The 26,610-nt window shown below is 47.0% G+C and carries 30 protein-coding genes; 19 read left to right on the top strand and 11 right to left on the bottom strand.

Annotated elements, in window-relative coordinates; genetic code table 11:
• Positions 1-70: 70 nt before the first annotated feature.
• Positions 71-1,054, bottom strand: a complete 984-nt coding sequence (locus ACYQ2E_RS01835; RefSeq protein ID WP_460016350.1) for a PTS sugar transporter subunit IIB — start codon at positions 1,052-1,054, stop codon at positions 71-73.
• A gap of 209 nt (positions 1,055-1,263) precedes the next feature.
• Positions 1,264-1,482, bottom strand: coding sequence for a ferredoxin (locus tag ACYQ2E_RS01830; protein ID WP_460016349.1), 219 nt, complete (start codon positions 1,480-1,482; stop codon positions 1,264-1,266).
• A gap of 32 nt (positions 1,483-1,514) precedes the next feature.
• Between ACYQ2E_RS01830 and ACYQ2E_RS01825 the strand changes: the two genes are divergently transcribed.
• The 6 genes from ACYQ2E_RS01825 to ACYQ2E_RS01800 all read left to right on the top strand — a co-directional run bounded on the left by ACYQ2E_RS01825 (position 1,515) and on the right by ACYQ2E_RS01800 (position 8,134).
• The gene (locus ACYQ2E_RS01825; protein ID WP_460016348.1) at positions 1,515-2,066 is read left to right on the top strand and encodes a hypothetical protein; all 552 of its coding nucleotides are present in this window, start codon (positions 1,515-1,517) and stop codon (positions 2,064-2,066) included.
• Positions 2,067-2,068: 2 nt separating this feature from the next.
• Positions 2,069-2,719 carry a (d)CMP kinase gene (cmk, locus tag ACYQ2E_RS01820; protein WP_460016347.1) on the top strand — a complete coding sequence of 217 codons (651 nt, stop codon included), beginning with the start codon at positions 2,069-2,071 and terminating at the stop codon, positions 2,717-2,719.
• Between the two features lie 141 nt (positions 2,720-2,860).
• Positions 2,861-4,366 carry an LCP family protein gene (locus tag ACYQ2E_RS01815; protein ID WP_460016346.1) on the top strand — a complete coding sequence of 502 codons (1,506 nt, stop codon included), beginning with the start codon at positions 2,861-2,863 and terminating at the stop codon, positions 4,364-4,366.
• Positions 4,367-4,575: 209 nt separating this feature from the next.
• Positions 4,576-5,796 carry an extracellular solute-binding protein gene (locus tag ACYQ2E_RS01810; protein WP_460016345.1) on the top strand — a complete coding sequence of 407 codons (1,221 nt, stop codon included), beginning with the start codon at positions 4,576-4,578 and terminating at the stop codon, positions 5,794-5,796.
• A 104-nt stretch (positions 5,797-5,900) separates the two neighbouring features.
• Positions 5,901-7,265, top strand: coding sequence for a carbohydrate ABC transporter permease (locus ACYQ2E_RS01805; RefSeq protein WP_460016344.1), 1,365 nt, complete (start codon positions 5,901-5,903; stop codon positions 7,263-7,265).
• Positions 7,266-7,279: 14 nt separating this feature from the next.
• Positions 7,280-8,134, top strand: coding sequence for a sugar ABC transporter permease (locus ACYQ2E_RS01800; RefSeq protein WP_460016343.1), 855 nt, complete (start codon positions 7,280-7,282; stop codon positions 8,132-8,134).
• A 505-nt stretch (positions 8,135-8,639) separates the two neighbouring features.
• Here ACYQ2E_RS01800 and ACYQ2E_RS01795 read toward each other — a convergent pair.
• Positions 8,640-9,071: an RrF2 family transcriptional regulator gene (locus tag ACYQ2E_RS01795; protein ID WP_460016342.1), complete on the bottom strand. Its 432-nt coding sequence runs from the start codon at positions 9,069-9,071 to the stop codon at positions 8,640-8,642.
• 367 nt (positions 9,072-9,438) lie between these two features.
• On the opposite strand from ACYQ2E_RS01795, the gene ACYQ2E_RS01790 reads away from it, so the two are divergent.
• Entirely contained in the window at positions 9,439-9,744 is a 306-nt protein-coding gene (locus ACYQ2E_RS01790; RefSeq protein WP_460016341.1) for a type II toxin-antitoxin system RelB/DinJ family antitoxin, read from the top strand.
• Positions 9,741-10,106 carry a type II toxin-antitoxin system RelE/ParE family toxin gene (locus ACYQ2E_RS01785; RefSeq protein WP_460016340.1) on the top strand — a complete coding sequence of 122 codons (366 nt, stop codon included), beginning with the start codon at positions 9,741-9,743 and terminating at the stop codon, positions 10,104-10,106. The genes ACYQ2E_RS01790 and ACYQ2E_RS01785 overlap by 4 nt, the downstream gene beginning before the upstream one ends.
• A 69-nt stretch (positions 10,107-10,175) precedes the next feature.
• Here the strand turns inward: ACYQ2E_RS01785 and pyrE are convergent, their stop codons facing one another.
• The 7 genes from pyrE to pyrR all read right to left on the bottom strand — a co-directional run bounded on the left by pyrE (position 10,176) and on the right by pyrR (position 16,180).
• Positions 10,176-10,808 carry an orotate phosphoribosyltransferase gene (gene pyrE / locus ACYQ2E_RS01780; protein ID WP_460016339.1) on the bottom strand — a complete coding sequence of 211 codons (633 nt, stop codon included), beginning with the start codon at positions 10,806-10,808 and terminating at the stop codon, positions 10,176-10,178.
• A 52-nt stretch (positions 10,809-10,860) separates the two neighbouring features.
• Positions 10,861-11,562 (bottom strand): orotidine-5'-phosphate decarboxylase, encoded by a 702-nt coding sequence (gene pyrF / locus ACYQ2E_RS01775; protein WP_460016338.1) that lies wholly within the window; start codon positions 11,560-11,562, stop codon positions 10,861-10,863.
• 131 nt (positions 11,563-11,693) lie between these two features.
• On the bottom strand, positions 11,694-12,635 hold the full coding sequence (locus tag ACYQ2E_RS01770) for a dihydroorotate dehydrogenase (RefSeq protein ID WP_460016337.1): 942 nt from the start codon (positions 12,633-12,635) through the stop codon (positions 11,694-11,696).
• Positions 12,635-13,426, bottom strand: coding sequence for a dihydroorotate dehydrogenase electron transfer subunit (locus tag ACYQ2E_RS01765; RefSeq protein ID WP_460016463.1), 792 nt, complete (start codon positions 13,424-13,426; stop codon positions 12,635-12,637). The genes ACYQ2E_RS01770 and ACYQ2E_RS01765 overlap by 1 nt, the downstream gene beginning before the upstream one ends.
• The gene (locus ACYQ2E_RS01760; protein ID WP_460016336.1) at positions 13,423-14,706 is read right to left on the bottom strand and encodes a dihydroorotase; all 1,284 of its coding nucleotides are present in this window, start codon (positions 14,704-14,706) and stop codon (positions 13,423-13,425) included. Before ACYQ2E_RS01760 ends, ACYQ2E_RS01765 begins: the two co-directional genes overlap by 4 nt.
• The gene (locus ACYQ2E_RS01755; protein ID WP_460016335.1) at positions 14,703-15,614 is read right to left on the bottom strand and encodes an aspartate carbamoyltransferase catalytic subunit; all 912 of its coding nucleotides are present in this window, start codon (positions 15,612-15,614) and stop codon (positions 14,703-14,705) included. The genes ACYQ2E_RS01760 and ACYQ2E_RS01755 overlap by 4 nt, the downstream gene beginning before the upstream one ends.
• Before the next feature lie 44 nt (positions 15,615-15,658).
• A complete protein-coding gene (gene pyrR, locus ACYQ2E_RS01750; RefSeq protein WP_460016334.1) occupies positions 15,659-16,180 on the bottom strand; it encodes a bifunctional pyr operon transcriptional regulator/uracil phosphoribosyltransferase PyrR in 522 nt (173 codons plus the stop codon).
• Positions 16,181-16,502: 322 nt separating this feature from the next.
• On the opposite strand from pyrR, the gene ACYQ2E_RS01745 reads away from it, so the two are divergent.
• The 11 genes from ACYQ2E_RS01745 to ACYQ2E_RS01695 all read left to right on the top strand — a co-directional run bounded on the left by ACYQ2E_RS01745 (position 16,503) and on the right by ACYQ2E_RS01695 (position 26,267).
• On the top strand, positions 16,503-17,243 hold the full coding sequence (locus ACYQ2E_RS01745) for a tyrosine-protein phosphatase (protein ID WP_460016333.1): 741 nt from the start codon (positions 16,503-16,505) through the stop codon (positions 17,241-17,243).
• Between the two features lie 30 nt (positions 17,244-17,273).
• A complete protein-coding gene (locus tag ACYQ2E_RS01740; protein ID WP_460016332.1) occupies positions 17,274-17,843 on the top strand; it encodes a thymidine kinase in 570 nt (189 codons plus the stop codon).
• Entirely contained in the window at positions 17,840-18,145 is a 306-nt protein-coding gene (locus ACYQ2E_RS01735; protein ID WP_460016331.1) for a DUF1905 domain-containing protein, read from the top strand. Before ACYQ2E_RS01740 ends, ACYQ2E_RS01735 begins: the two co-directional genes overlap by 4 nt.
• Positions 18,138-19,205, top strand: coding sequence for a peptide chain release factor 1 (prfA, locus tag ACYQ2E_RS01730; RefSeq protein ID WP_460016330.1), 1,068 nt, complete (start codon positions 18,138-18,140; stop codon positions 19,203-19,205). Before ACYQ2E_RS01735 ends, prfA begins: the two co-directional genes overlap by 8 nt.
• A gap of 105 nt (positions 19,206-19,310) precedes the next feature.
• Positions 19,311-20,513 (top strand): hypothetical protein, encoded by a 1,203-nt coding sequence (locus tag ACYQ2E_RS01725; protein ID WP_460016329.1) that lies wholly within the window; start codon positions 19,311-19,313, stop codon positions 20,511-20,513.
• Between the two features lie 40 nt (positions 20,514-20,553).
• A complete protein-coding gene (locus tag ACYQ2E_RS01720) occupies positions 20,554-20,805 on the top strand; it encodes a hypothetical protein (RefSeq protein WP_460016328.1) in 252 nt (83 codons plus the stop codon).
• 52 nt (positions 20,806-20,857) lie between these two features.
• Positions 20,858-22,840 carry a type I pullulanase gene (gene pulA, locus ACYQ2E_RS01715; RefSeq protein WP_460016327.1) on the top strand — a complete coding sequence of 661 codons (1,983 nt, stop codon included), beginning with the start codon at positions 20,858-20,860 and terminating at the stop codon, positions 22,838-22,840.
• Positions 22,827-23,639, top strand: coding sequence for a peptide chain release factor N(5)-glutamine methyltransferase (gene prmC, locus ACYQ2E_RS01710; RefSeq protein ID WP_460016326.1), 813 nt, complete (start codon positions 22,827-22,829; stop codon positions 23,637-23,639). The genes pulA and prmC overlap by 14 nt, the downstream gene beginning before the upstream one ends.
• Positions 23,636-24,247: an L-threonylcarbamoyladenylate synthase gene (locus ACYQ2E_RS01705; protein WP_460016325.1), complete on the top strand. Its 612-nt coding sequence runs from the start codon at positions 23,636-23,638 to the stop codon at positions 24,245-24,247. The genes prmC and ACYQ2E_RS01705 overlap by 4 nt, the downstream gene beginning before the upstream one ends.
• A gap of 84 nt (positions 24,248-24,331) precedes the next feature.
• Positions 24,332-25,579, top strand: coding sequence for a serine hydroxymethyltransferase (gene glyA / locus ACYQ2E_RS01700; RefSeq protein ID WP_460016324.1), 1,248 nt, complete (start codon positions 24,332-24,334; stop codon positions 25,577-25,579).
• An 82-nt stretch (positions 25,580-25,661) separates the two neighbouring features.
• Positions 25,662-26,267: a lysozyme family protein gene (locus tag ACYQ2E_RS01695; RefSeq protein ID WP_460016323.1), complete on the top strand. Its 606-nt coding sequence runs from the start codon at positions 25,662-25,664 to the stop codon at positions 26,265-26,267.
• 48 nt (positions 26,268-26,315) lie between these two features.
• On the opposite strand, the gene ACYQ2E_RS01690 is transcribed toward ACYQ2E_RS01695, so the two are convergent.
• The gene (locus ACYQ2E_RS01690; RefSeq protein WP_460016322.1) at positions 26,316-26,585 is read right to left on the bottom strand and encodes an acylphosphatase; all 270 of its coding nucleotides are present in this window, start codon (positions 26,583-26,585) and stop codon (positions 26,316-26,318) included.
• Positions 26,586-26,610 lie beyond the last annotated feature (25 nt).

Genomic DNA, 26,610 nt, shown 5'->3' with positions numbered 1-26,610 from the left:
GTTAATGTAAAATGCGTTAACTAATGAATAGAGACATTATTTCCCAGAATCTTTGCGGAATTTGAACAAGTTATTTTACGTTTGCCTTTTGGATAAGCTCAAAGATATCAGAGTTTTTATCATTAGGCACTTTACGGACATTGAATTTCACGCCCAAGTCACGCATTTTGTTAAATGCTGCGACATCGGTCTGGTCAGCAGAAAGGACGCTGTTCAGCATGGTTTTACCAGCGGAGTGCGCCATTGAGCCGACGTTGATGTCAGTGATAAGTCCTGGACATGCTTCAACAACAGCCAGAGCATCTTCCGGATTTTCAAAAAGCAGGAAAGCATGTGTTCCGCCGAAACGCGGATCTTTTGTGATTTCAATGAACTTTTTGATTGGAACAACATTGGCATGAACTCCTGGAGGAGCAGCCTGTTCAATCAAAGTTTTACGCATGGTGTCGCTCGCGACATTGTCAGAAACGACGATAACGCGGTCTGCCTTTGAGTCTGGTGTCCAGGCAGTAGCAACCTGACCATGGAGCAGACGAGTGTCGATGCGGACAAGGTTAATCTTGATTTTGCCGTCTCCGATGACGGTTCCTTCAGGAATAGCCTCTGATGATCCAGCTGCAGCTGCAGCCGGCGCTTCTTCAGCCGGCATGAGAGAGTCTGGCTGAGCTTTAACCCCGCCTCGTGCCTCCTTGATGATGTTTGCCGCCGCTGCTTCAAGACTAGAGCCAGTCATGCGCTCTGTGTATGCCTGAATCAGCATTGGCAAATTGAGACCAGTAATGATGGCAATCTTGCGGTCGCCTTGCTCGTGAAGAACAGTACTTGCCTGATTGAATGGGGAACCACCCCAAAGATCAGCAAGAATCAGTACTTCATCACTGGTGTCGAAAGTTGCGATCGCGTCAACGATTTGCTGGTGCAGTCCTTCAGGTGTCTGGCCGTTCAGGAAAGTGACAACTTGCACTTTTTCCTGCTCGCCAAATATCATCTCGCCGGATTGCTTGATACCTGCAGCAAACTCGCCATGGCTCGCAATTACGATTCCGATACTCAATTTGAGTAACCTCCTTAATTTTCTAGTAACATAAATATTACTTAAGAACATTGTAACACAATTTTCTAAAGTTGTAAACGATTTATAATATTATTGAAACATGGAAGAAAAGCAAGTGCAATGTCCATTTAATCTGTTTGTCACATAGGATGACGGCTTTCCTTCATCTTTTTTCGGATTTTATGGTAGAATATTTCTAGTAGATATTTCTAGATTTTGGCAATGGCACCTGTCGGACAATGCTTAATCGCCTTGCTTAAATTCTCGTCTTGTTTGCCGAAATGTTCTGTTGCTGCTTCATTCTCGTTTTCGCATTTATCTTCGTAGAAACGAACAATCCCGGCGTCGTCGTAGTCGAAAACTTCTGGCGCGTAGAGGTGACACAGTCCGCAGGCAATACATTTTTCGGGAAAGATTTTGATTTTCATACTTAATATTTTATCACAGATAGGAAGTTTAGATGGCCAAGAAACAGCGCAAAGAACCATGGAATAACCGTGTCAGCAGTGAGAGAGACGGTGCTTTTGAGGGCGGAAGCCGTGCGTCGAGAAGCAGCAAAAGCGCTCAAAATGGTAAGGCAAAAAATTCGGGCAAAGATGGGACTGCTTCGACAGTATTTTTGTCTGTCCTGGTTTTCTTTATGTTTGCCATCATCGGCGGCGCGATTTTCTTCACGATTTGGAATAACCGCAATCCGAATATGAAAACGGTCGAGAGTAATTTTTATCCGGCGGCCAGCACTTCGCAGGCGAGCTCTAGTGCGGCGTCGGAGTCAAGTGCGTCGGCGAGTTCCAGTGCAGAATCATCTTCTGCGACTGGAGCGACTTATACCTATTCGGGCGAAGAAACTATTACTGATATTGAAACGAATGCAGGCGTAAGCTGGGCCACACTTGCCAAGTACAATTCTCAGCTTAATCCTAATTGGGGGCAGTCAAATGATACGATTGGTTATCCGCTAAAAGACGGTTCTTATCTTGTAGCCGGCACAGTTTTGAAAACTTCTAAATAATCATGAGGAATATACAAATAGCAGTTGACGGCCCAGCTTCAAGCGGCAAATCAACAGTTGCAAAAATTATTGCCCATGACCTTGACATTACCTATCTTGACACTGGTGCCATGTATCGCGCAGCCACGCTGGTTTCACTCGAAAAAGGCACGTCTGGTTTCCTCGAAATTATCGAATTTCTGCAAAAAAATCCTATTGGCTTTGATAAGATGCAAGTCCTGTTAGGAACGCGCGACATCAGTCAGGTTATCCGCGGAAATGACGTCACAGCCAAAGTTTCAGAGATTTCAGCGATTCCTGAAATTCGTGAATTCATGGTGCGTGAGCAGCGGCGGATTGCGGCAGGTCAGTCCATCATTATGGACGGGCGTGACATCGGGACGGTTGTTTTACCTGATGCTGATTTGAAAATTTTCCTGATTGCAGATGCGGCTGAGCGGGCTGAGCGCCGTTATAAGGAGAATCTGCAGCGCGGCATTCCGTCTGATTTGGAGACGCTGAAGGCTGAGATTATTGCGCGCGACAAGTATGACTCCAGCCGCAAGGTTTCACCGCTTAAAGCGGCTGATGACGCAATTGTGTACGATACCACCGGGAAAACGATACAAGAAGTGGTTGATTTTATCGAAAATAAGGCAAAGGCTCTGAACTGACGGTTTAAGCCTTTTTTAATCAATTTCTAAGGCCGGCGACAATGTCTCAAAGTGCTGTAGAGTGCATAAAATAACGCTTTCTTGGATAATGTCCAAGGTAAATCTGTCTTTTTTGGAGCTTATTTATGGTATAATGACACAATGGAATCTCATCTTTTCAATCGCTTGAAGTATTTGCGTCAAAATATTAATTACTTGTCCGCTAAAGAGCACGAGGAATTAGGAGAACTTGAGGCACAATACAAATTTGAGCAGTATCAATTGCGAAATCCTGAATATTCTAATTATGCAGACGAAGAGGACTTTTCTGATTTAGGCTTCAATGCAGAACAGCAGGACAGTGCCTTTAATTATGGGACTTCACAGACTTCACAGCGTTTTTCCAGGATTGAGCGTCATCGTCAAGAAAACGATTATGATGATGATAATGAAGATTACGAAGAAGACTCTGATTACATTGAACTGCCCGTGAGAAATTCTCGTTTTGCTTCAAGTAATAAAAAATCCGACAATAACAAACAGAATTCAGCGCTGACCAAAGATAAAAAGCAGCAGAAGAAGTCGAAATATAAAGCTAACGGCAAAAAGCGTCATCACTGGTTCAGAAACATCCTCATCCTCCTTCTTCTGATAATCGTGACGATGGCCGGATTTTTTATTTACGGCTACCAGCGCGGCGTTAAAAAAGCCGGTACTCCGATTACAGCAGAGAAATTTAACGGCCAGAAAACAGCCTCAGGTGCAGTAAACATTTTAATTCTCGGCGCCGACCAGCGACCTGACCAGACTTCGGCAGTTGCCCATACGGACTCAATCATGGTTCTCCAGCTGAAGCCGAAAGACGGCAAAATCAAGATGGTCAGCCTGATGCGTGATACGCTGGTACATATTCCAAATTTCAGCGAGGACGGCATGGATGACCTGAAAATCAACACGGCTTATACTTTAGGCGAGCGGGACAACAAGCACATGGGAGCCGAACTTCTGCGCGAGACCATTGAGAGCAACTTCGGCATTAAGACGCAGTATTATGCGCTGGTGGACTTTTCGAGCTTCGCCACGATTATTGATTCGCTCTTTCCGGGCGGTGTGGAGATTGATGCACAGTTTTCTACCATTGACCACAAAAAGTATGATCAAGTACCAGTGCCGGACGATTTGTCAGCTAAAGACGGACTTGTCAAGTCCGACGTGACCTTGTCTGATGAAGACGCACAGGCCTACGGCTACGACCAGGGCGGCGTCTTCATGATGATTAAGCAGGGCAAGCAGAAGATGAACGGCCGCACGCTCCTGAACTATGCGCGTTTCCGCCATGACGATGAAAACGACTTCGGCCGCGTCAAGCGCCAGCAGCAAGTCATGTCGACGCTGATGAGCAAAGTCAAAAATCCTTTGTCGCTTTTCACAGGTTCGTCTGCCTTAGGAACGGCTAAAGCCTTGACCGAGACCAATATACCTGACTCATTCTTTGTGACGAACGGCCTGTCAACAGTATGGGATGCAAAAAACGGCACTTCGAAAATGACCGTGCCTGAGCTTGAAAAAGCCGACTACGAGAATCAGTACGACCAGTACGGCGGTCTTGGACTGGGAATTGACATCGGCAGTTACAAAACACGAATTGAACAGTTTTTAGGAAATTAAAAGTCGATTATCCGGCTTTTAATTTTTTTTGCATTATATTATATTTTCTTGTTTAATTTGAGTCGAGTTTTTGGACAGTAATGACTGATTTGTCAATTCTTACTAATTTCGGCGGATATTTTAATGTTTTTTACTTGACATAATGCAAACGGTTGCGTATAATTAAACTGTAAATATAAAACGCTTTCAAAAATAGGAGGAAAGTAATTATGAAATTTGGCAAAAAGATTGCAACGCTTGGCTCTGCAGTTCTGGCAGTCACTATTTTGGCGGCCTGCTCGTCAAACAGTAAGGATACTAGCAGCTCGAAGAGTTCCACAACAACTGTCACACTTTGGGTTGATACGGCCAATGTTGACCAATATAAACCAATTGTCGCTTCATTTGAAAAGGAAAATAAAGACATTAAGGTCAAAATGACTCAATCTCCAAATGGATCTGCAAGTGCGAAAACGGATGTGGCAAAAGATCCATCCAAGGCTGCAGATGTCTTCAAAGTCCCTAATGATCAGCTTGGCGCTATGGCTGAAGCTGGCTATATTAACCCGCTTTCACCTGACGCAACAACTTGGGTCAAGGATAATGATATTGATTTGGCTGCAACAGCAGTTTCCTGGAAAGGAAAACTCTATGCTTATCCTCAGGATGAACAGGCACAGGTTCTTTTCTACAACAAGTCTAAACTGACAGCAGATGATGTCAAAGACTGGGCTGCTCTGACTTCTAAGGGAGTTGTAGGAACTGACTTCACAAATGCTTATAACTGGTATCCGGCTTTTCTCTCAAATGGAACTTATCTCTTCGGCAAGGACGGTGAGACGCTGGACGGGACGGATGTTAACGGCCCCGCTGGTATTGAGGTCATGAAGTGGTTTGCTGCGCAAAAAGCTAATCCAGGAGTGAAACAATCAGGAACTGCGCTCTTAGCTGATTTTGAAGCAGGCAAAACAACTGCTATTGTTGACGGCCCTTGGGACGCGGTGAATGTGAAGAAATTCCTCGGTGACAATATGGGTGTAGCGACTTATCCAACTGTTGATTTCGGTTCAGGCGCTAAGCAGCTTCAAGCTTTCACGGGAGTTGGAACTTTGGCTGTAAACTCCAAGGCCAAAGACCAGAAAGCTGCCACAACTTTAGCGCAGTATTTGACAAATAAAGAGTCACAGCTTGCGCTCTTCAAGGCGAATGGCGCAGTACCAGTGTCTAAAGAGGCGCAGTCAGATTCTACAGTTGCAGCTGATCCGACAACTCAGGCAGTTATTAAGCAAGTTACTTATTCAACAGTCATGCCTAAGATGCCTGAAATGGCCACTTTCTGGACAGATGCAGCTCCACTGATTGACAATGCTTACGAAGGTAAGACTGCAGAAGCAGACTTCCAGTCAGCACTTGACAAGTTTGTCGCAGACATTTCAAAAGAGACTAAGTAAACTAAGTAATTCTAGCTACTTTGTTTGCAGGAGGCTGGGTTTACGAGTCCGCCTCCTTTTCGCTATTATAGTTATCAGAAACAGTATACTAGGGGGGAAAACTTATGTTTAAGAGGGTAAAACGTGCGCCGGAAGCTACCTTCAGAGAAACGTTCACCAGAGGTGACATATTTACAAAGTTAAGTTTCTTCATCATGGGAGTCAGCCAGTTAAAGAATAAGCAGTGGCTTAAAGGAATCATCTTTCTTTTAGGTGAGATTGTGTTTTTTGTCTGGCTTGTTTTCAATGGTTTCAGCGCAATCAGTCTGCTCAGTAATTTGGGTGACGTGAAGACGAAAAAAGTCGTTTTTGACGAGGCTCAGGGCGTTTATGTTACGAAGCAGCCTGATAATTCAATGCTGATTCTGTTGTTTGGCGTGATGGCACTTGTTATCGTGGCTTTGCTGATTACTTTATACGTGGTTAGCCTACGCTCAACACGACATCTTTATGCGCTGAACCGTGACGGAAAGCACATCGCGACAACTCGTGAAGATTTGGCGACTTTGCTGGATTCACGCCTGCATGTTACACTGATGATTGTGCCTCTGCTGCTGATTCTGGCTTTTACAATCACACCAATTCTCTATATGATTACGATTGCGTTCACGAATTTCGACAATAATCACCCTGTTGGTTTTTCATGGACGGGAGTGCAGTCATTCGGCAATATTCTCACTGGCAATGTGGCGCAGGCCTTTTTTCCGATTTTGCTTTGGACAATCGTCTGGGCTGTGGTGGCAACTGCTTCGAACTTTATTTTGGGAGTGCTTTTGGCTATGCTGATTGAATCAAAAGGAATCAATCACAAAGCCTTCTGGCGGACAATTTTTGTCATTGTCTTTGCAGTGCCTCAATTTGTGTCATTGTTGATGATGAGCCAGATGCTGGACAATTCAGGCCCGATTAATGCACTTCTTATGAATCTGGGCTGGATTTCTCCGAATAGTCCGATTCAGTTTTTGTCAGACCCGAATATGGCGAGAATTTCAGTTATTTTTGTCAACATGTGGATTGGTATTCCGGTTTCAATGCTGACTTCGACGGCTATTATTCAAAATCTGTCTCAAGATCAGATTGAAGCTGCCAGAATTGACGGGGCAAATGCCTTTCAGGTCTTTCGCTCAATCACTTTTCCGCAGATTGTTTTTGTCATGACGCCCGCCTTGATTCAGCAATTCATCGGTAATATTAATAATTTTAATGTCATTTACCTCTTGACTAACGGCGGGCCGCTGACGGTTAGCTATTCAAGTGCAACTGGGGGACCGGGTGCGACAGATCTGCTGGTGACCTGGCTCTTCAAGCTGACAATGGGACAGCAGGCGAATTATAATCTGGCCGCAGCTTTAGGTATCATTATCTTTATCATTTCTGCAACGGTATCAATCTTGACTTATCGCCGCACAAATGCATTTAAGGAAGGCTAAAGGAGGTAAGTGAAATGAAATCATATCAACATCAGCGTAAAGTTTCTCAGGTTCTTCGTTATATTCTGCTGACTTTTCTTGCAATTGTATGGATTTTTCCGATTATCTGGATTATTCTAACCAGTTTTTCAGTTAATAATACAGGGTTTGTTACGAGCTTTATTCCCAGACAATGGACAATAAATAATTATGTAGGAATTTTCAATACTTCGCAGTATCCATTTGCGCACTGGCTCGTGAATACTTTCGTCATTGCCGTGATTTGTGCGGTGGTCAATACTTTTATTACGATTATCATGTCTTACGCTTTGTCTCGGCTGAGATTCAGGCTGCGCAAGCCTTTCCTGCAATTTGCACTGGTTCTGGGAATGTTTCCAGGTTTTATGTCAATGATTGCCTTGTATTATATCCTGAAAGCAATTAATTTGACGAATCTGGCAGGATTGACCTTGATTTATATTGGAGGGGCAGGACTTGCATTTTACATTGCCAAAGGCTTCTTTGATACGATTCCCCGCTCAATTGACGAGGCAGCAATTATTGACGGTGCAAATAAATGGCAAGTTTTCACAAAAATAACGCTGCCGCTGGCACGGCCGATTATTGTCTATACCTCACTGACAGCTTTCATGGCGCCTTGGATTGACTTCATTTTCCCAAGCATTATCTTAGGATCAGGTCCATCCTCTCAACGTACGATTGCTTATGGTTTGTCAAATATGATGACTTCAACGCGCGGAGCCGGTACGGCCTATTTCCCGATGTTTGTGGCCGGATGTGTGATTATCGCGATTCCTATTACTGTTCTTTTCATCATCATGCAGAAGTTTTATGTCAACGGTATTACCGCAGGGGCCGATAAAGGCTGATTATTAATTAAAGCGGAGTTTTAATATTCCGCTTTTTCACTGAAAATTTCGCCGGAGTTAATGCAAAAATTCTATTCTATCTTCATCTCTATTCCGCCAAGCTGGCTCAGGAGGACTATCAAATCAGACGCTCTTTCTTGCATCGCAAGGAATACTTTTCTGAAGGCCCTGAAGTCAAAGAACTGCTTCTTGAACTGCTCAAGCCGAAAAAGGGAAGAAAATTTCTGTGGAAGTCGCACCTTACCAGCTGAAAGCGGAATTCACTGATTTTCCAACGGCAGCCGCCGCGGAACCCTCGGGGAGAAAGTCAAGAAATGGATTCTCCCTTATCAAAAGAAAAAAATGCGACCACTAATATAGTTTATCGCATACGAAATGGAGGTGTAAGTGACATATTGTAGTAATGACCTGGCTTGTAGCTCTAAATGTTAGCACAAAAATGATGTCATTATACAAAAAAACAGGGAAGACCGATGAATTACTTTCCTATTTTTGTCTGAGAAATTTATTCAGGAAGAATCAGCTCGGTTAAAGCTGTATTTTTTAATACTGACAACATTGCAGTTTCTGACCTATGTAGGATTTCCACTCCCTTTTCCAGCCATTTTTCAGCTCCTGGGGTTTCAAAATATTTTAAATCAAAATCAGTATGTATTTTGAAAACAGAACCTTCACCCTCAATCGCAACAAAAATATCATAAAGACTGATTTCTGAAGGCTTTTTTCTAATGCTTAATCCTCCTGAAACACCCGTTTTCGATGAAATTAAATCTTTCTTTTTTAGAAGAGAAATAATGTACTTTACCGTTGAGGTCGGAATGTTGAAAGCCTCAGAAATCTTTGGAATAGATAAATATTGTCCTTTTTCTTCTTCTGATTTTGAAGCCACATAAACCATAATCTCCAATCCTTGTGAAAATGCTGCTGAAAATGTCATTTAGTACAACCTCCAATTGATTATTAAATAACTCAAATAACTTATTTTAAATAACTTATTCATTATACCAAATATTTTTGGAAGTGCCTCTAAAACTCACTCAGGTTTTTAAGGCGCTATTTTTTTACAATAAAATGCTTGTCACTTTTTAAAATCCTCCTTCATCCTGTCTCCATAGCTGTTTCCTCTGGTGAACAGCGAAGAGCCGGACAAAGACGTCCTTTTCTACCAACATTCAAAACGGCGGTAGATTAAAGTTCCCTTATTCTTTGTTTGTTCCAATCTAAAACTCTATTTTATCAGACTATTGATTGCGATTGTCCGCACAATGTTATATAATAGATAAAAAGGATAAGGAGGCATCATCATGGCAAAAACCGCAAATCTATATGCAAGGATTGAACCGAACATTAAAGAAAGAGCAGAGGAAATCTTAGAAGTATTAGGCATTCCTGCGTCAAGCGCAATCAACATGTTTTATAAGCAAATCATTTTGCAGCATGGGATTCCCTTTGATGTCAAAATCCCTGCGGATTCAGTTCCAAATGTTGAACGGTTGAGTAAGGAAGCTTTGAACAGTGAGCTTGAAAAAGGTTATGCTCAGATGCTGGAGGGGAAGAGTCAACCAGCTGAAACTGCTTTTTCTGAACTGCGAAAGGACTATCATTTGTGAGCTATGACGTGCGCACCACACCTCAGTCAGAGAAAGACCTACGAGATATTTACGAGTACATAGCTTTCAATCTTCAGGCGCCGCACAATGCTGTCAAGCAAATCAATGCCCTTGAAGAAAAAATTTTATCATTGTCTACCATGCCGGAACGTTTCAGACGCTATTTGGAAGAACCGTGGAAAAGCAGAAACTTGAGAATAATGCCAGTTGGTAACTATCTTGTCTTTTATATCCCTGTTGTTGAATATACGGAAAATGAATCGAATGAAAACGGGTTAGTGACGATACTCCGAGTTATGTACGGCGGACGTGATATACAAAAACAGCTCAGTCAGTTGAGCGATTTTCCGAAAGAAAAATAAAACCGACTTGTGCATCAGACAAGCCGGTTTCCAATATATTTTATAAATGACAATAGGTCAGGAGCGGATTCAGTCCTGCCAGTTCTCCTGATTCTCCTTAAACCGCTTAAGCAAAAGCAGCTCATCCTCCGAAACATAGCCCGTCTGCTGCGCAATCTCAATCAAATGAGAATAATTCGTCAGCGGGATAAGGCGGCGCTGAGTCGCGGTGAAATTCTCCGCCGCGCGAGGCAGCTCATAGCTGAAAATTGCGGCGATGCCGAGCACATCAGCACCTTCGCGTTCAGCCGCGGCAGCGGCTTCAAGCACGGAGCCTCCGGTCGAGATGAGGTCCTCGATAATCACCATTTTCTGCCCCTTGGAAACTTTTCCCTCGACCTGATTGCCTGCGCCGTGGTCCTTGGGCTTGCTGCGGATGTAGGCAAAAGGCAGCGACATTTTGTCGGCGATGATGGCACCGTGAGGAATGCCGGCGGTGGCGGTGCCGGCAATCACTTCAACCTCTGGAAATTCCTGCCGAATCTGCGTGACAAATCCGTCCTCGATGCGCGTGCGGACAGCCGGATAAGCCAAAGTCACACGATTATCCGTATAAATCGGGCTCTTGATGCCTGAAGCCCAGGTAAAAGGCTGGCTGGGGCTCAACGTCACGGCCTTAATGTCAAGTAAATCCCGAGCAATTTGCGTTGCTAAATCTGTCATGTAACTTCCTTTCTTATATGGACAAATAATCTTCTTTTGTATGGAAAACGGGTTATTTTTCGTTCCATTCGTCAAAAATCTGCTTGTAAGCAGAGACTGGGTCTGTAGCCTGTGTAATCGGACGGCCGACGACAATGTAGTCCGCCCCGTTTTGTCTGGCCTGGCCTGGTGTCATGACCCGCTTTTGGTCACCTGCCGCGCTACCTTGCGGGCGAATTCCCGGTGTGAGACAAATGAAATCAGGATTTGTCACGCTTTTGATTTTCTGTGCCTCAAATGCGGAGCAGACTACACCATCAAGTCCGGCGTCAGCAGTGAGCTTGGCGTAATGAAGAACTGATTCTTCCAGGCTTGTCATAATCCCCTGGTCATGCTGCATTTGCGCTTCAGAAGTTGAAGTCAGCTGTGTTACCGCAATCAGCTTGGCATCAGAACCTGCGGCGAGCAGTCCTTCCCGTGCGGCCTGCATCATTTCAAAACCGCCCGCAGCATGAACATTGACCATGTCAACCCCGAGATGTCCCAGCACTTTCATAGCAGACTGGACAGTATTCGGGATATCGTGCAGTTTCAGGTCAAGGAAAATACTGTGCCCTTGTAATTTGATGGTCTCAATCAGCGCAGAACCGCTGTAGAAAAGCTCCATGCCGATTTTGACATATAATCTTTCATCACTTGGAAATTTTCCAAGAAATTGAAAGGCTTCAGCGGCAGTTGGAAAATCCAGGGCAATAATCGGTTTTTCTTCGTACATTCTATCTCCTTCATAAATGAAAACTTAACTGAGTTCAGCACGCCTGAGGCTAGGAAATTAGATAAATCGGAACCTGCCCCGTGGGCAGAACCGCGATTTCCTAAATTTCTACGCCTCATAGCGGGCGTGCTTCACATCTTGCCTTTTCGTGCATTTTGTACCTCGTGTCTAAGTGTTGTTAAATTCTCAATGCCATAGCGGTCCATGACTTCCGGCAGCTGTTCAATAATTTTTGGACATGCGAGCGGCTCAGAGAAGTTGGCTGTTCCCACAGCCACAGCAGAAGCGCCGGCCAGGTACATTTCTATGACGTCCTGTGCTGTCATGACGCCGCCCATGCCGATGACCGGCAGGTCAACCGCTCCTGTCACTTGATAAATCAGCTTCAGAGCTACAGGCTTAATGGCAGGACCAGACAGACCTCCGGTTGTATTTGCCAGCACGGGCTGACGGGTTTTCAGGTCAAAGCGCATGCCCATCAGTGTGTTAATCATCGTGAGCCCATCGGCTCCGGCGGCTTCGACAGCGCGCGCAATTTCGACGATGTCGGTCACGTTCGGAGAGAGTTTGACATAGAGAGGGACTGTGCTTACGGCTTTACAGGCCTTGACTAAATCATAGGCGACTTCAGGGTCTGTCCCAAAAGCCTGACCGCCGTGCTTGACATTTGGACAGGAAATGTTCAGTTCGATAGCCTTGACATTGACTGCATCGCCGATTTTGGCACAAACAGCGACATAGTCCGCTTTCTCGGAACCTGCCACGTTGGCAATAATCGGAAGCTCCGGGAAATGCTCAGACAGCCAGGGCAGTTTTTCGCCCATGACGGCTTCGAGTCCTGGATTCTGCAGGCCGATGGCGTTGAGCATGCCGCTGGGCGTTTCGGCCACACGCGGCGTCGGATTGCCGAAACGAGGCTCGAGTGTCGTTGCTTTAATCATAATGGAGCCGAGCTTGTTCAGGTCGAAATAGCTGGCATATTCCTGGCCGAAGCCAAAGCAGCCTGACGCTGGGATAATCGGATTTTTCAGGTCAAGACCAGGAAGCTGGACAGATAATCTATTTTTGCTCATTAAAATGTCACGTCCTTTCCTAAAAATACGGGTCCGTCTTCGCAGACTTTCAGCGCATGCTGTGCATTATTTTTATCCGGCATGACGCAGGCGTAGCAAGCGCCCATTCCGCAGGCCATGCGGCTTTCCATGGAAATGTAAAGTCTGTCCAGATTCTCAAATTTCTCAGCGACGGCTTTGAGCATCAGAGGGGCGCCGCAGGCATAGACGGCATCCGGATTCAAATTTGGACAATGTGTGTCTAATAATTGTCCGACATGGCCGTGGAAACCATAGGAACCATCGTCTGTTGCGATTTCCAGCGAGACATTTTCAAGCGATTTGAACTTTTCTTCTAAAAACTTGACGCTCTGACTGGCAAAGCCCAGCAGGACAGTGATTTGACAGCCCGTCCGATTTAGAGCCAGAGCCAGCTGATAAAGCGGTGGAACGCCAATGCCGCCGCCGACGATTAAAATCTGCTCGCTGGCTGTGACTTGCGCCGTCGGAAATCCATTGCCCAGCGGCCCCATCACATCCAGCTTTTCACCCGCCGTCATCTGAGACAAAGCCCAAGTACCGGTGGTCTCATCGCCGATTCGATAAATCAGCGTGCAGGTCTGGTTTTCTGCGTCCCACTCAGAGATTGAAATCGGCCGGCGCAGCAGCAGACTGTCATTCGGCACCTTAATGTGCAGAAACTGTCCGGGAACCGTCATGTCGGAGACGATTTCGCCTGTCAGCACAAGCTCAAAGATGTTCTCTGCGATTTCCTGCTGGCTGACAATTGTCATCAGCTCCTGCATTTTCATTTTTTCTGCCATACAATTTCCCCATTCACCATTGTCAGCTGGGTTTCGCCTTTGACCGTCCAGCCCAGGAAAGGCGTGTTTTTCCCTTTGGATTCGAAATCAGCTGCGTCAATGACATAGTCCTGCTCGATATTGAACACCGCCAAATCAGCAGTCTCACCGACTTTTAAGTCACTGCCGGGGATATTGAACAATTTCGCAGGTGCAAAACTCATCCAGTTGACCAGCTGTTCCAGCGTAAAAATGCCTTTTTCGACAAAATTTGTGTATATGAGTGAAAATGCTGTTTCACTGCCGACAATCCCAAAGGCACCATCAATAAAACTGCCGTTTTTCTCATCCGCCGCGTGCGGCGCGTGGTCCGTAGCAATCAGGTCAATCGTGCCGTCCAGCAAACCTTCAATCAGCGCCTTCTGGTCATCGCGTCCAGGTAATGGCGGATTCATTTTGTACATCGCGTCATCAAACGGGATATCTTCATCACACAGAAGCAGATGATGCGGCGCAACCTCGGCCGTCACGTGAATCCCAGTTCTCTTAGCCTCGCGAATAATCCGGATTGACGACTTCGACGACACATGGCAGACATGGTAGTGCACACCGGTCGCTTCAGCCAGCATCAAGTCTCTGGCCAGCTGCGCGGACTCCGTCACAGAAGGCATTCCCGGAATTCCGAGCTCGCGTGAGCGCTTGCCCTCATGCATGACACCGCCGTTCATCAGACTCTGGTCTTCAACATGGGCCGCGATAGCCTTATTGGCGGCTTTAGCCGCCTGCATCGACTGGTACATGCAGTTCGCGGACTGGACGCCCGAACCGTCATTGGAGAATCCGAAGGCGCCAGCGTCAGCGATTCCAGCGAAATCAACCAGTTCCTCGCTCGTCCGCTCCCTCGTAATCGACGCATATTGCAGAACATTGACCACCGCCTCCCGGGCATTGAGCCTCAGCTGTTCCGCGACTTTTTCGGGCGTATCCGGCACAGGCTCGAGATTCGGCATCGCGCAGACCGTCGTGAAACCGCCGTGTGCCGCCGCCAGCGTGCCTGTCTTAATGGTCTCTTTGTAATCAAAGCCTGACTGGCGAAGATGGACGTGAATATCAATCAGCCCTGGCAGAATCAGCTGTCCGCGCAAATCCAGCGTCTCGTCAGCTTGGAGCTCCGCCGCTTCAATATTTGAAGCGATAGCAGCGATTTTCCCCTGCTCAATCAGGACATCCGCCGTTTTCAGCACATTGCCGTGGTCAAGAATTTTTCCGTTTTTCAGTAAAATTTTCATGATAAAACCGACTCCAAAATCGCCATGCGGGCGTAGACGCCGTTTGCCATCTGCTTGACAATCCGTGACTGCGGCGCTTCCACCAGGGCATCCGCCAGCTCAACATCACGGTTGACCGGTGCCGGGTGCATGATAATGGCGTTTTTCTTCATGCGTTCCGCGCGGGCCAGCGTCAGGCCGTACTGCTCATGGTACTCTTCCTTAGAGAAGCTGCTGTTGTCCTCTGACGTCATACGCTCGTGCTGGACACGGAGCAGCATCATCACATCAACTGTCTCAACCAGCTCGTCAATCGGCTTCCAGCTGCCGTACTGGTCAAAGTCAGGATTGTACCATTTTTCAGGTCCTGAGAAAAAGACCCGCGCGCCCAGCTTAGACAGCATCTGTGCATTCGAGCGCGCCACACGCGAATGGGCAATATCACCAGCAATCCCAATCTGCAGATTAGAGAAATCGCCGAATTCCTCCTGAATGGTCATCAAGTCCAAAAGACATTGACTCGGATGTTGTCCAGAACCGTCACCGCCATTGACAATCGCACAGTGAATATTCTCAGACTCAATCAGCTCTTCATAGTAGTTGGCAACACCGGAGCGAATCACACAAACTTCGACGCCCAGTGCATCCAGCGTCAAAATCGTATCGTACAAAGTCTCGCCTTTTGACACAGAAGACTCCTGGACATTGAACTCGACAACGTCCAGACCCATTTTACGCTCGGCAATGTGGAAGGAATTGTGCGTCCGGGTTGAGTTCTCGAAGAACAGGTTGGCCGCGAAAGTCTGTTTTTCGGGGGATTTCCAGCCGGCTGTGCCTTTTTTGAAATCTCGGGCATGCCGCAGCAGTTCAAGCAGTTCGTCATTTGATAAGTCTTCAACAGAAACGAAATGTTTACGATTTTTAGTCATTAGTATATCTCCTTACAAGTTACAAGCTCAAAAAACGGGAAGAATCAGTCTGCCCGTTCAATAGTAATATTATCAGCACCGTCAAATTCACGGACAGAAACAGAAACTTCCTCATCCGCTGAAGTTGGAATATTTTTACCGACATAATCCGCGCGAATCGGCAGTTCACGGTGGCCGCGGTCAACAAGCACCGCCAGCTGAACACGCGAAGGCCGGCCTAACGCAATCAAACCCTCAATCGCAGCGCGAATTGTACGCCCTGTATATAAAACATCATCCACCAGAATGACATCTTTTCCCTTAATGTCAATCGCAATCTCAGTCGTATTGTCAGAATATTTCTCATCATCACGGAAAGGACGCGTATCCAGGTCGCCAATCGGAAGACTGATATTCTCGAAATTCTGTATTTTCTCACGAATTCTGCGGGCAATAAAAACACCGCGTGTCTTAATTCCGATGAGCACAAGCTGGTCAAGCCGTTTATTCTGCTCAATAATCTCGTAAGTGAGACGCGTGATGGCACGGTCCATGGCCTCTTCGTTGAATAGTTCTTTTTTAGACATATCCCTCTCCTTTGGCTGAATTTCAGTCATACGATATTTTATAACCAGAAAAAATCCCCAACCGAAAAGAGATTGAGGAACATTAATTATCATCATATTCACTTCCATCTCTGCCTCTCGGACAAATTTAATGGTTGAGTTATTTTAGCATTTTGGGACGGGATTTGCAAGGGATTTGCAGGTAGGTATCACTTCAGATTTGTTCGCTCAAGCGCACGGCCATTTGCCGAAAAATAATGATATAATTGAAAAGTCCAATAGGATTTGCCAACTGAAAAAATCATAATTTATACAAACTGAAGAAAGGCTTCTTTAAGATAGCATGCTAAAAGAAAAAATCAACCTCCGCGATTTAGGCGGCCTCAAAACAAGTGATGGAAAGACGGTGCAGTCCCGCCGTTTACTAAGGGCGGCCGAGCTTTCGAGCCTGAATGAAAGTGAGCAGAGCATCCTGACTGACCAGTACAAGCTGAAAGTCGTGGTTGATTTTAGAACGCATCGTGAAATGAAGAAGCATCCGGACCCGCAAATCATCGGCGTGACGGAAGTAAAAGCCCCTGTCATGGACGATGATTCTTCGGCAACAAGTGTGGAAGAATTTGCGGCGGCGCAGTCTGAGGACTATCTGATTGCGGCATACAAAGGCTTCGTGACTGACGATTTCTCTAGAAAAGCTTACACAGAGTTCTTCAAGGTTCTGCTGAATAATCAGGAGGGCGCGACCCTTTGGCACTGTGCGGTCGGAAAAGACCGTACCGGTTTCGGCGCGGCGCTGATTCTGTCTGCGCTTGGCGTTCCTGAAACAACTATCATGGAGGACTATCTCCTCACCAATGTGTATCGTCAAAAAGAGAACCAGTCCATGTTTCAGCGCATTGCCGAAACTGGGGACGAAAAGCAGCTTGATGTGATGAAGGCACTGATGGAGGCGCGTGAGGTCTATCTTGATACGGCTTTCAGCCAAATCGGCCAGGATTTCGGAAGTGTGGATGGCTACTTGAAAGAGGGACTGAGCCTGACGAAAGATGACTTGGTGCAGCTTAAGCACATGTATCTTTATTGAAAAATTAGAAATGGAAGAAAATAGACAAAAATGGCACAGATGTACTTCCGCTACGGAACAATGAACTCCGGCAAATCCATTGATATATTGAAAGTCACGCATAACTATGAAGAAGAGGGGAAGCCCGTTCTGCTCATGACTTCCAGCCTGGATACGCGCGAGGGCACAGGCGTGGTGGCTTCGCGCATCGGTATTTCGCACGACGCAGTAGCGATTGACGAAACGTTCAAAGTCTTCGAATTTGTCTCAAATCTCTCTGAAAAGCCCAGCTGTATCTTGATTGATGAAGCTCAGTTTTTGAACAAGCAGAACATTTATGATTTTGCGCGCGTGGTGGATGAGCTCAACATTCCTGTCATGGCTTACGGCCTGAAGAATGACTTCCGCAATGAGCTCTTTGAGGGCTCAAAGTACTTGCTGCTCTTGGCTGACAAGATTGAAGAGGTCAAGACCATTTGCTGGTACTGCGAGAAAAAAGCAACCATGGTGCTGCGCCTGCTTGACGGAAAACCCGTTTTTGAAGGGGCGCAGGTACAAATCGGCGGCAACGAATCTTATATCCCCGTGTGCCGTCGCCATTATATGAATCCGAAAATATGAACAAAAAATATAATTTTGTCGCGAAAATTCAAGCCTCTGAGATTGGCAAGGGCGGTGCCTATGTCGTTTTTCCCTACGATGTCCGTGAAGAGTTCGGGAAAGGCCGTGTCAAGGTGCATGCAACCTTTGACGGAGAGCCGTATGACGGCTCCATTGTCAACATGGGCCTGGAGAATCCGGACGGCTCGGTTTGTTATATCCTCGGGATTTTGAAGGCGATTCGTGAGAAAATAGGTAAATCAGTCGGTGACGAGGTCAGCGTGACTGTGGTAGAAGTGGACAAAAAGGAAATAAATGTTTAATCAATTAGAAAGTATATTAGGACGCTACGAAGAACTCGCCGAGCTGCTCAGCGACCCAGAAGTCGTCGCGGATACCAGGCGCTTCATGGCACTCTCGCGCGAAGAAGCTACTCTGCGTGACACAGTAGCAGCCTACAAAAAATACAAGGAAAACGAGCAGACAATTGTCGATGCCCAGGAAATGCTCAGCGACCCGGAACTCGGCGACCTGGCCAAAGAAGAGCTGGCCGAAGCCAAGCTTGAGAAAGAGCGGCTGGAAGAAGAAATCAAGGTCCTGCTCCTTCCCAAAGACCCCAACGACGACAAAAACATCTTCCTGGAAATCCGCGGCGCAGCAGGCGGTGACGAGGCAGCGCTCTTTGCAGGCGACCTGCTCAACATGTACCAGCACTACGCCGACTCGCAGGGCTGGAAGTTCGAAATCATGTCGGCCTCCATGTCCGGCATCGGCGGCTTCAAAGAAGTCGTCGCCCAAGTTTCGGGGACAAATGTTTACTCCAAGCTGAAATTCGAATCCGGCGCGCACCGCGTGCAGCGAGTACCCGTCACAGAATCGCAGGGACGCGTGCACACCTCAACCGCCACAGTTCTCGTCATGCCAGAAATCGAAGAATTTGACTACCAGATAGACCCCAAAGATCTTCGCGTCGACATCTACCACGCAAGCGGAGCCGGCGGCCAGAACGTGAATAAGGTCGCCACAGCCGTGCGAATGGTGCACATCCCCACCGGTCTCAAAGTCGAAATGCAGGAAGAACGTACCCAGCAGAAAAATCGTGACAAGGCCATCAAAGTCATTACCGCGCGCGTCTTTGACTACTACCAGCAGATTGAGCGCGACAAGCAAGATGCCGAGCGAAAGTCAACCATCGGCACCGGCGACCGCTCCGAGCGCATCCGAACCTACAACTACCCGCAGAACCGCGTGACCGACCACCGTATCGGCCTGACCATCCAGAAACTGGACAGAATCATCGCAGGTGACCTGGGAGAAATCATTGATGCGCTGATTGTGGCCGACCAGGCCGAGAAACTGGCGAAGTTGTCATCAAATCAATAAACAGCATTGAAAAAGAGTATTTATCTGACAAATATTCGACACCTGCCCATTTTATCTGTCTTCAAGACGGATTTAAAGTCGTAATGTGCTAAAATAAATACAGCAATGAAATCCCAAGCTAAATTCCTCCTCGCCGTAGCCATGTTTGCCTCGGCCGCCAGCAGCGTCGCTGCTACATTCATCAATGTCTTTTTAATGCGTTCCACGCATAACAGCATTGATTTAGTCGTTTGGCAGAATATCATGAATTATTTGATACTGCTTATCGCCTTTGTCAGCGGGACTTTTATCCTGGGAAAGCTTTCTATCACGCGGATTTTTCAGCTGGGAATCTTTGCAAGCATTCTTTACTATTTGATTATTCTGCTGATGAGAAATCACTTGCAGCCTTTTATCATACCGCTGGGCATCTTTTCCGGACTCGGCAACGGCCTTTACTGGTTCTCGCTGAATCTGCTGATTGGAAATCTGGTGGACAGCGACAGCCGGCCGAAATTCTTTTCCTATCAGCAGATGATGGGCTTTGCCTTCGGCATCATTGTGCCGGCATTTTCGGGCTGGCTGATTGTGAAAATGCCCGGGCTGACCGGCTACTATCTTCTGTTCGCTGCGTCGATTGTACTGTCGCTCGCAGCCATTGCGCTCATTTTCAGGCTGCATGGATTCAAGACAGAGCGTCAAATGAATGTCTTTGGTATTCTCCGTTTACGCGGGAATCATTTCTGGAATGCCAATATTATGCTGAACATTTCCATGGGATTTAAAGGAGCGCTTAACACGCTGGTGTTCGTGCTTTTCGCCTATCTCCTGTTCAGCAGTGAGAAGACGATTGGAGACTTGACCTCGCTTCAGGCCGCTTTGAGTGTGGTCAGTGCCTTGACTTTCGCCAAACTTTTTAACCGGAAGTACACGCGCGCCATGTATTTTCTGACAGCTTGTCTAAGTTTTCTAGCATTTATGCTGCTGGCAATTTTCGCCAGTCCAGCGATGATGATTCTGGCTTTCGTCATTTTCGGCATCATCCAAAGCTGGGGCAGCGCCATCGCCAACTCTATGAACTACCAGTTTTCCGACTTCGGCGGCGCAGGCTTCACACAAGGCGAGTACATCGTTGCTTCCGAGTTTCCCATGGCCATAGGCCGAATTGGCGGACTGATTCTGGTGCTGATTTTAACCCAGCTTACAAGCTCGATTGAGCTGGTATATCGTCTGGTCTTTGCAGCAATTGGCCTTATGTGGCTGCTTGAGTTCTTTGTGATTGACCGCGGCGTGGGCTGGCGCAGTACAGAATTTGAGCACTTAGTATAAAGATTTTTCAGTAAAAAAATTATAGAAAGAACGTAAGTATATGTGGGTATTACACTGGATAGGAAGTCCTCAGGTCGAGCTGGTTAATAACGGCTCAGATTCACTGCAAATCGAAAAAATCTATCGAAAACGTCACAAAATGAGCAAATTGCAATGGCTGGAATTCATGCAAACTGAATTGACGCCTGAGAAATATGCTGAGATAACAGAAATCAAAGACCGCGTGAAACTGCAAGGCCGGCCTTATCACCCGGAGCTTGACGAAGAATACTGGAAATCCCGCGGATATTAACAGCGTTTTCATCGCTGTTTTTGCTATAATTAAGGAAATAGGAGAAGTAAATATGAATTGGGAAGAATTTGACGAAAAATACGGTTATTCTGGTGCTTTGGGGGCAATTTTCAGCCTCGAGCGGACGATTTTTCGCGTCTGGGCACCGGCCTGCAGTGAAACAGGTGTGGCCAAAGTAGAACTTATCAGTTATGGCAGAAACTGGTCTCCAGAGGCGGAGCCTAAGGAAATTTTCCAGATGGAGCAGGGAAGGCGTGAGTCAGCCGATAATCACGCCAGGAATACGATTGGGCTCTGGGAGCTGAGGCTGGAAGGCAATCAGTTCGGCCTGGTTTATACTTACCGGGTGACTTATGAGGACGGACACTGGGCTGAGACGCAGGACCCTTATTCGATTGCGGTGATTGTTAATGGCAGGCGCAGCGTGGTGGTGCAGATTGGCGAAGCGGATTTCGGCGAGAATTTGGAAAAAGCCGACTGGCGTTTGAGAACCCCGACGGAGGCGATGATTGAAGAAATTCATGTGCGCGACTTCAGCATATCTGCGACCTCCGGCGTTTCTGAGAAATGGCGCGGAAAATTTCTCGGACTGATTGAAGATGACACAGTGAACGAACACGGCGATAAAACGTGTTTTAGTCATTTGAGATCGTTCTGGGGCTTCAATACAATTCAGCTGATGCCGGTGTTTGACTTTGCCTCAGTTGACGAAACGCGCAATGACGGCTATAACTGGGGCTATGACCCGATGAACTACAATGCGCCTGAGGGCTCTTATGCAACAGACCCCTATGACCCGCTCTGCCGTATCAATGAGCTGAAGGCAGTCATTAAAAGAATGCATCGGGCAGATATTAATGTGGTAATGGACGTAGTGTACAATCATGTTTATGACCGTGAAGCATCCAGCTTTGAAAAATTGGTGCCAGGCTACTATTTCCGTAAATCGACCGCGACAGGCTGCGGCAATGATACTGCCAGCGAGCGGGAAATGTTCTCCAAGTTTATTGTCGATTCAGTGACCTTTTGGGCAAAGACTTACGGCATTGACGGTTTCCGCTTTGATTTGATGGGCTGTCTGGATGTTGACACAATGAATGCCGTGCGTGCAGCGCTTGATGAACTTGACCCGCGAATCCTGGTTTACGGCGAGGGCTGGGACATGCCGACGGCCTTGCCGAATCCAAAAAAAGCCAACCAGAAAAATTTGAACAAGATGCTGCGGATTGGCGCCTTTAATGATGCCATCCGCAACGCCATCAAGGGCACAGAGTTTGAAAAAGTTGAGCCTGGTTTCGTTGACGGCCTGGAAATGCGTGATGATTTAGCAGATTCAGCAGAATCAGCAGAAGAAGAGAAACCGCTGGAAACGCGCATGATTGCGGCCATGAAAGGCAGCAAAGCAAGCTTTCACGGCTTGAAAACGCCTGGTCAGATGATTAATTACGTTGAGGCGCATGATAATCTGAATCTGAACGACCAGCTCTGGAAAAATCATCCCAAAGACAGCGCCGAAGAGCATACTCTACGTGTTGAAATTGCTACAGCACTGAACCTGCTGGCTTTCGGCATCCCATTCATGCAAATCGGCCAGGAATTTGAGCGCTCCAAACTCGTAAATGATGACTGGGCAGCGGCCGAGAATTCATATAATGCTGGTGATGCAGTCAATGCAATCAACTGGAACCTCGTGACCGAGCACAAAAACACAGTTAAATTTGTAGAACGGGCTCTTGCTGCAAGGAGATTCGCGGATATTCTTCGTTCAGATAATTTCACTGAAATCAGCAAGACAATGAAAGTTAAATATGCAAAGCCGAATTCTGGAATTCTGGTCTACTCAGTGGGAACACGGCATGCGAAATACTCAATTGCTGTGAATATTTCGGGCCGGCCGATAACGGTGAAGGGCTATTTATGGACAGAGCTGACAAATTCGAGAATTAAAATGCCATACCTTGAGTGGGACGATAAGGAACTTTCAGACTTGTCCATTTCCGTCTTTAAAGGTGGAGTGACCCATGTTCTGGATTGAAGCCGTCCGAGAACTCTCAGAGAAGCTGGATGAGCCTTTTGCGCTGGAGTTTGTCTGGCGGAACCTGCATGAACTCAATAAACTGGCCTGGCTGAATCTGATGCGTCAGAACATATCTTCAGAGGAGCTGTCAGCTCTAACAGCGATTGCCGAACGTCTGGCGCTGCATGAACCGCCGCAGTACATCGTAGGCTGGGCCGAATTCTGTGATTTGAGATTCAAGGTGGACTCGCGCGTGCTCATTCCACGGCCGGAAACGCAAGAGCTGGTAGAATTGATTCTAAAAGAGAACTCTGAAAAGAACTTGCGTCTTCTGGATATTGGCACGGGTTCAGCAGCGATTGCAGTTTCGCTGGCCAAGCGTCGCACGGGCTGGAAAATTTCTGCTTCGGATATTTCAGCTGAAGCGCTGGACGTTGCGTATGAAAATGTCCAGAAAAATGAAACGACAGTTGAGCTTGTTTTGTCCGATTTGCTAGAAAATATTCCGGACAAATTTGATATTATCGTCTCAAATCCACCCTACATCTCGAGAAAAGACCGCTCAGAAGTGGATATTTCAGTCTTGCAGAATGAGCCCGAAAATGCGCTCTTTGCCGAAAATGACGGCCTGGCAATTTATGAAAAACTCGCGCAGCAGCTGCCGTCAGCTCTGGCAGAGAACGGAAAAATTTACCTGGAAATCGGCTATAAACAGGGAAAAACGGTCAAATCCCTGTTTGAATCGGCTTTTCCAGAAAAAATGGTCACGGTGCACAAAGACTTTGCCGGAAAAGACCGAATGGTAAGTGTGAAATGAAAATGGACAAAAAGAAAGAAGCTGTAGAACTTCTAAAAGCCGGCGAGCTCGTAATTCTGCCGACAGAAACAGTTTACGGGATATTTGCTGACGCGCTGAATCAGACAGCTGTCGAGAAACTCTATGCAGCCAAAGGCCGGCCTTCAGAGAAGGCTCTGAACCTGAACGTGCCGGACTTCGCGGCGATTCTAAAGTTTTCAGAAAATCAGCCCGAATACCTGAAAAAACTGGTCGAAGCATTTCTGCCGGGTCCTTTGACAATTATCCTAGAAGCGTCCGGAAATGTGCCTGACTGGATACATAGCGGCAAGTCAACCGTCGGCTTTCGCATGCCGTCCATCGCTCTAACAATGTCTATCATCCGTGAAACAGGCGTTTTAGTGGGTCCAAGCGCCAATCTGACTGGTGAAGTCAGCCCGGTAAGATTTGAGGACCTCAGCCCGGAAATTCTTTCACAAGCAAGCTTAGCGCTCAAAGACGACAGCATCTCCGGACTCGACACAACGATTCTGGACTTGAGCGCTAAACCTGTCCAGATTCTCCGCCAAGGCGCAATCACTCGTGAAGAACTGCAGCGAAAAGTTCCAGAACTCGGAGAAATACAGTAAAAGCTTTGACCATTTTCTTAGGAAGTTGAACCGGACTATGTTAAAATAGTCCAAATACACTATTTGCGAGCAGGAGGCATTGACATGACATTTGAAAAACACAAATTTGAAGATTTTGACCCGGAGCTCTGGTCAGCCGTTCACGCTGAAGAAGAGCGCCAGCAGCACAACATCGAGCTGATTGCCTCAGAAAACATCGTCTCAGAGGCCGTACTGGCAGCCCAGGGCTCTGTTCTGACGAATAAATACGCCGAAGGCTATCCAGGCCGCCGCTATTATGGCGGAACTGAAGATGTCGACATCGCTGAAAATTTGGCCATTGAGCGTGCCAAACAGCTTTTCGGCGCAAAATTTGCCAATGTCCAGCCGCATTCAGGCTCCCAGGCCAACATGGCCGCCTACCGCGCCCTGATTAAACCAGGCGACACAGTACTCGGCATGGACCTCAACGCCGGCGGACACCTGACACACGGCTCAAACGTGAATTTTTCAGGGAAAACCTACAATTTCGTGAGTTACGGACTAAATCCTGAGACAGAGCTGCTGGATTATGATGAGATTCTGAAAATTGCGCGTGAAGCGAAGCCTGCACTGATTGTAGCTGGCGCATCCGCTTACCCTCGAACGATTGATTTTGCCAAATTCCGTGAAATTGCTGACGAAGTCGGCAGCCTGCTGATGGTGGACATGGCGCACATTGCAGGGCTGGTGGCTGTCGGCCTGCATCCTTCGCCCATTCCTTATGCCGATGTCACGACAACAACGACGCACAAAACCTTACGCGGCCCGCGCGGCGGCATGATTTTGAGCAATAATCCGGAAATCGCCAAGAAAATCGATTTTGCAGTCTTTCCAGGAATCCAGGGAGGTCCTCTGATGCACGTGATTGCTGCCAAAGCAGTTGCTTTCAAAGAAGCCCTGGCGCCCACTTTCAAGACTTACCAGGAGCAGGTGCTGAAAAACACAGCCGCGATGGCGGATGAGTTCATCCAGGCCGATCTGCACGTCATCACAGGCGGGACAGACAATCATCTGCTGAACATGTCTGTTCTAGAGCTCGGAGTTAACGGCCTTGAAGCCCAGAACCTGCTGGACAGCGTGCACATTACGCTGAACAAGGAAATGCTGCCGAATGATGAACTCACACCGAACATCACATCCGGTGTACGCATCGGCGCAGCCGCCATCAGCAGCCGCGGCATGAAAGAAAAAGAAAGCCGTGAAATTGCCGAGCTGCTGATTCGAGCGCTGAAAAATCACGAGAATCCTGCAGAACTTGATAAAATAAGGACAGAAGTGCTGGCATTGACTGAAAAATTCCCGATTTATTGATAAAACAGTTTGAATTTCAGCAGAATTTTGTTAAAATAAATGAACCTCTAAGTGCAAAAATAATTCTAGTTGCTGGTGATGAATGTTAAAAAAAATAATAGCTTTACTTGCTGTGGTTGTGTTCGCTGCGGCCGGTATTTATGCGTATCGGACACACAAAGCAGTCAAAAACGTAGAAACTTACCGAAGTGTTGTAGAATCTGTTCTGAAAGAAGACAAGCTGCCCAGCTCCGATGAAGAGCTGGTTCTGGCCATTATTTACCAGGAGACAAAAGGCGGCGAAATTGATGTGATGCAGTCCTCCGAATCCGTGACCGGTACGACCAACACGACTTCCGACACACACGCTTCCATCAGAAACGGCGTTTCACATCTGGCCGAGATGCTGGCCTACGCTTCTGAAAAAGACACAGACGTCTGGACAGGCGTGCAAGCCTATAATTTCGGGAAAGCCTATGTCGACTACATTGCAAAGAACGGCAGCAAAAACACGCTGCTTCTGGCCGACAAATACTCGAAGACCGTAGTAGCGCCGAGCCTGGGAAATGCAAACGGGGAAACCTACCGTCATCTGACCTGGGACGCCCTTACCTACAACGGCGGCAAGCTCTATGTCGACGGCGGAAATTTTTTCTACGCGCAAGAAGTCAAGAAAAAAATGGATTTGATTCGCTGGTTTAACTGGTGAGCATAGCAAAATTAAAAAGATGCTGGCACATTTTGGCCAACATCTTTTTTAGTGACTAATCGAAAAATCTGTAAAATCCGGGAAACTCGCAGGCTGAACATCCATATAATTCACACGAATCCAGCGATTCCCCTCGCGCAGCCGTTTCTGGAAATTATACATCGTCTGCATATCGGCCTGAGCCAGAATCCCCACAGTACCATCGTCATTGTTCCAGACCTTACCCTTAACACCCAGCTCCTTCGCCAGCATCAGCGTGCGGTAACGAAAACCGACCCCTTGAACATTGCCGCTGATAATAATTTCAACTTTCTGCATCACCAGATACCTCCTAAACCTACGG

Source organism: Lactovum odontotermitis (assembly GCF_054658595.1).
Note: the sequence above shows the minus strand (reverse complement) of the source record. Positions and strands in the feature narration are given on the sequence as shown.

Bases quoted from the DNA above. Each gene is read 5' to 3' on its own strand.
- ACYQ2E_RS01705 (WP_460016325.1), top strand. From the start codon at position 23,636: ATGAAAATGGACAAAAAGAAAGAAGCTGTAGAACTTCTAAAAGCCGGC.
- ACYQ2E_RS01755 (WP_460016335.1), bottom strand. From the start codon at position 15,614: ATGACTAAAAATCGTAAACATTTCGTTTCTGTTGAAGACTTATCAAAT.
- pyrF (WP_460016338.1), bottom strand. From the start codon at position 11,562: ATGTACGAAGAAAAACCGATTATTGCCCTGGATTTTCCAACTGCCGCT.
- glyA (WP_460016324.1), top strand. From the start codon at position 24,332: ATGACATTTGAAAAACACAAATTTGAAGATTTTGACCCGGAGCTCTGG.
- ACYQ2E_RS01795 (WP_460016342.1), bottom strand. From the start codon at position 9,071: ATGACATTTTCAGCAGCATTTTCACAAGGATTGGAGATTATGGTTTAT.
- ACYQ2E_RS01770 (WP_460016337.1), bottom strand. From the start codon at position 12,635: ATGAGCAAAAATAGATTATCTGTCCAGCTTCCTGGTCTTGACCTGAAA.
- ACYQ2E_RS01805 (WP_460016344.1), top strand. From the start codon at position 5,901: ATGTTTAAGAGGGTAAAACGTGCGCCGGAAGCTACCTTCAGAGAAACG.
- ACYQ2E_RS01815 (WP_460016346.1), top strand. From the start codon at position 2,861: ATGGAATCTCATCTTTTCAATCGCTTGAAGTATTTGCGTCAAAATATT.
- cmk (WP_460016347.1), top strand. From the start codon at position 2,069: ATGAGGAATATACAAATAGCAGTTGACGGCCCAGCTTCAAGCGGCAAA.
- pyrE (WP_460016339.1), bottom strand. From the start codon at position 10,808: ATGACAGATTTAGCAACGCAAATTGCTCGGGATTTACTTGACATTAAG.
- ACYQ2E_RS01735 (WP_460016331.1), top strand. From the start codon at position 17,840: ATGAACAAAAAATATAATTTTGTCGCGAAAATTCAAGCCTCTGAGATT.
- ACYQ2E_RS01790 (WP_460016341.1), top strand. From the start codon at position 9,439: ATGGCAAAAACCGCAAATCTATATGCAAGGATTGAACCGAACATTAAA.
- ACYQ2E_RS01760 (WP_460016336.1), bottom strand. From the start codon at position 14,706: ATGAAAATTTTACTGAAAAACGGAAAAATTCTTGACCACGGCAATGTG.
- pyrR (WP_460016334.1), bottom strand. From the start codon at position 16,180: ATGTCTAAAAAAGAACTATTCAACGAAGAGGCCATGGACCGTGCCATC.
- ACYQ2E_RS01745 (WP_460016333.1), top strand. From the start codon at position 16,503: ATGCTAAAAGAAAAAATCAACCTCCGCGATTTAGGCGGCCTCAAAACA.
- ACYQ2E_RS01690 (WP_460016322.1), bottom strand. From the start codon at position 26,585: ATGCAGAAAGTTGAAATTATTATCAGCGGCAATGTTCAAGGGGTCGGT.
- ACYQ2E_RS01695 (WP_460016323.1), top strand. From the start codon at position 25,662: ATGTTAAAAAAAATAATAGCTTTACTTGCTGTGGTTGTGTTCGCTGCG.
- ACYQ2E_RS01800 (WP_460016343.1), top strand. From the start codon at position 7,280: ATGAAATCATATCAACATCAGCGTAAAGTTTCTCAGGTTCTTCGTTAT.
- ACYQ2E_RS01825 (WP_460016348.1), top strand. From the start codon at position 1,515: ATGGCCAAGAAACAGCGCAAAGAACCATGGAATAACCGTGTCAGCAGT.
- ACYQ2E_RS01765 (WP_460016463.1), bottom strand. From the start codon at position 13,426: ATGAAAATGCAGGAGCTGATGACAATTGTCAGCCAGCAGGAAATCGCA.
- ACYQ2E_RS01720 (WP_460016328.1), top strand. From the start codon at position 20,554: ATGTGGGTATTACACTGGATAGGAAGTCCTCAGGTCGAGCTGGTTAAT.
- prmC (WP_460016326.1), top strand. From the start codon at position 22,827: ATGTTCTGGATTGAAGCCGTCCGAGAACTCTCAGAGAAGCTGGATGAG.
- ACYQ2E_RS01810 (WP_460016345.1), top strand. From the start codon at position 4,576: ATGAAATTTGGCAAAAAGATTGCAACGCTTGGCTCTGCAGTTCTGGCA.
- pulA (WP_460016327.1), top strand. From the start codon at position 20,858: ATGAATTGGGAAGAATTTGACGAAAAATACGGTTATTCTGGTGCTTTG.
- ACYQ2E_RS01725 (WP_460016329.1), top strand. From the start codon at position 19,311: ATGAAATCCCAAGCTAAATTCCTCCTCGCCGTAGCCATGTTTGCCTCG.
- ACYQ2E_RS01740 (WP_460016332.1), top strand. From the start codon at position 17,274: ATGGCACAGATGTACTTCCGCTACGGAACAATGAACTCCGGCAAATCC.
- ACYQ2E_RS01830 (WP_460016349.1), bottom strand. From the start codon at position 1,482: ATGAAAATCAAAATCTTTCCCGAAAAATGTATTGCCTGCGGACTGTGT.
- prfA (WP_460016330.1), top strand. From the start codon at position 18,138: ATGTTTAATCAATTAGAAAGTATATTAGGACGCTACGAAGAACTCGCC.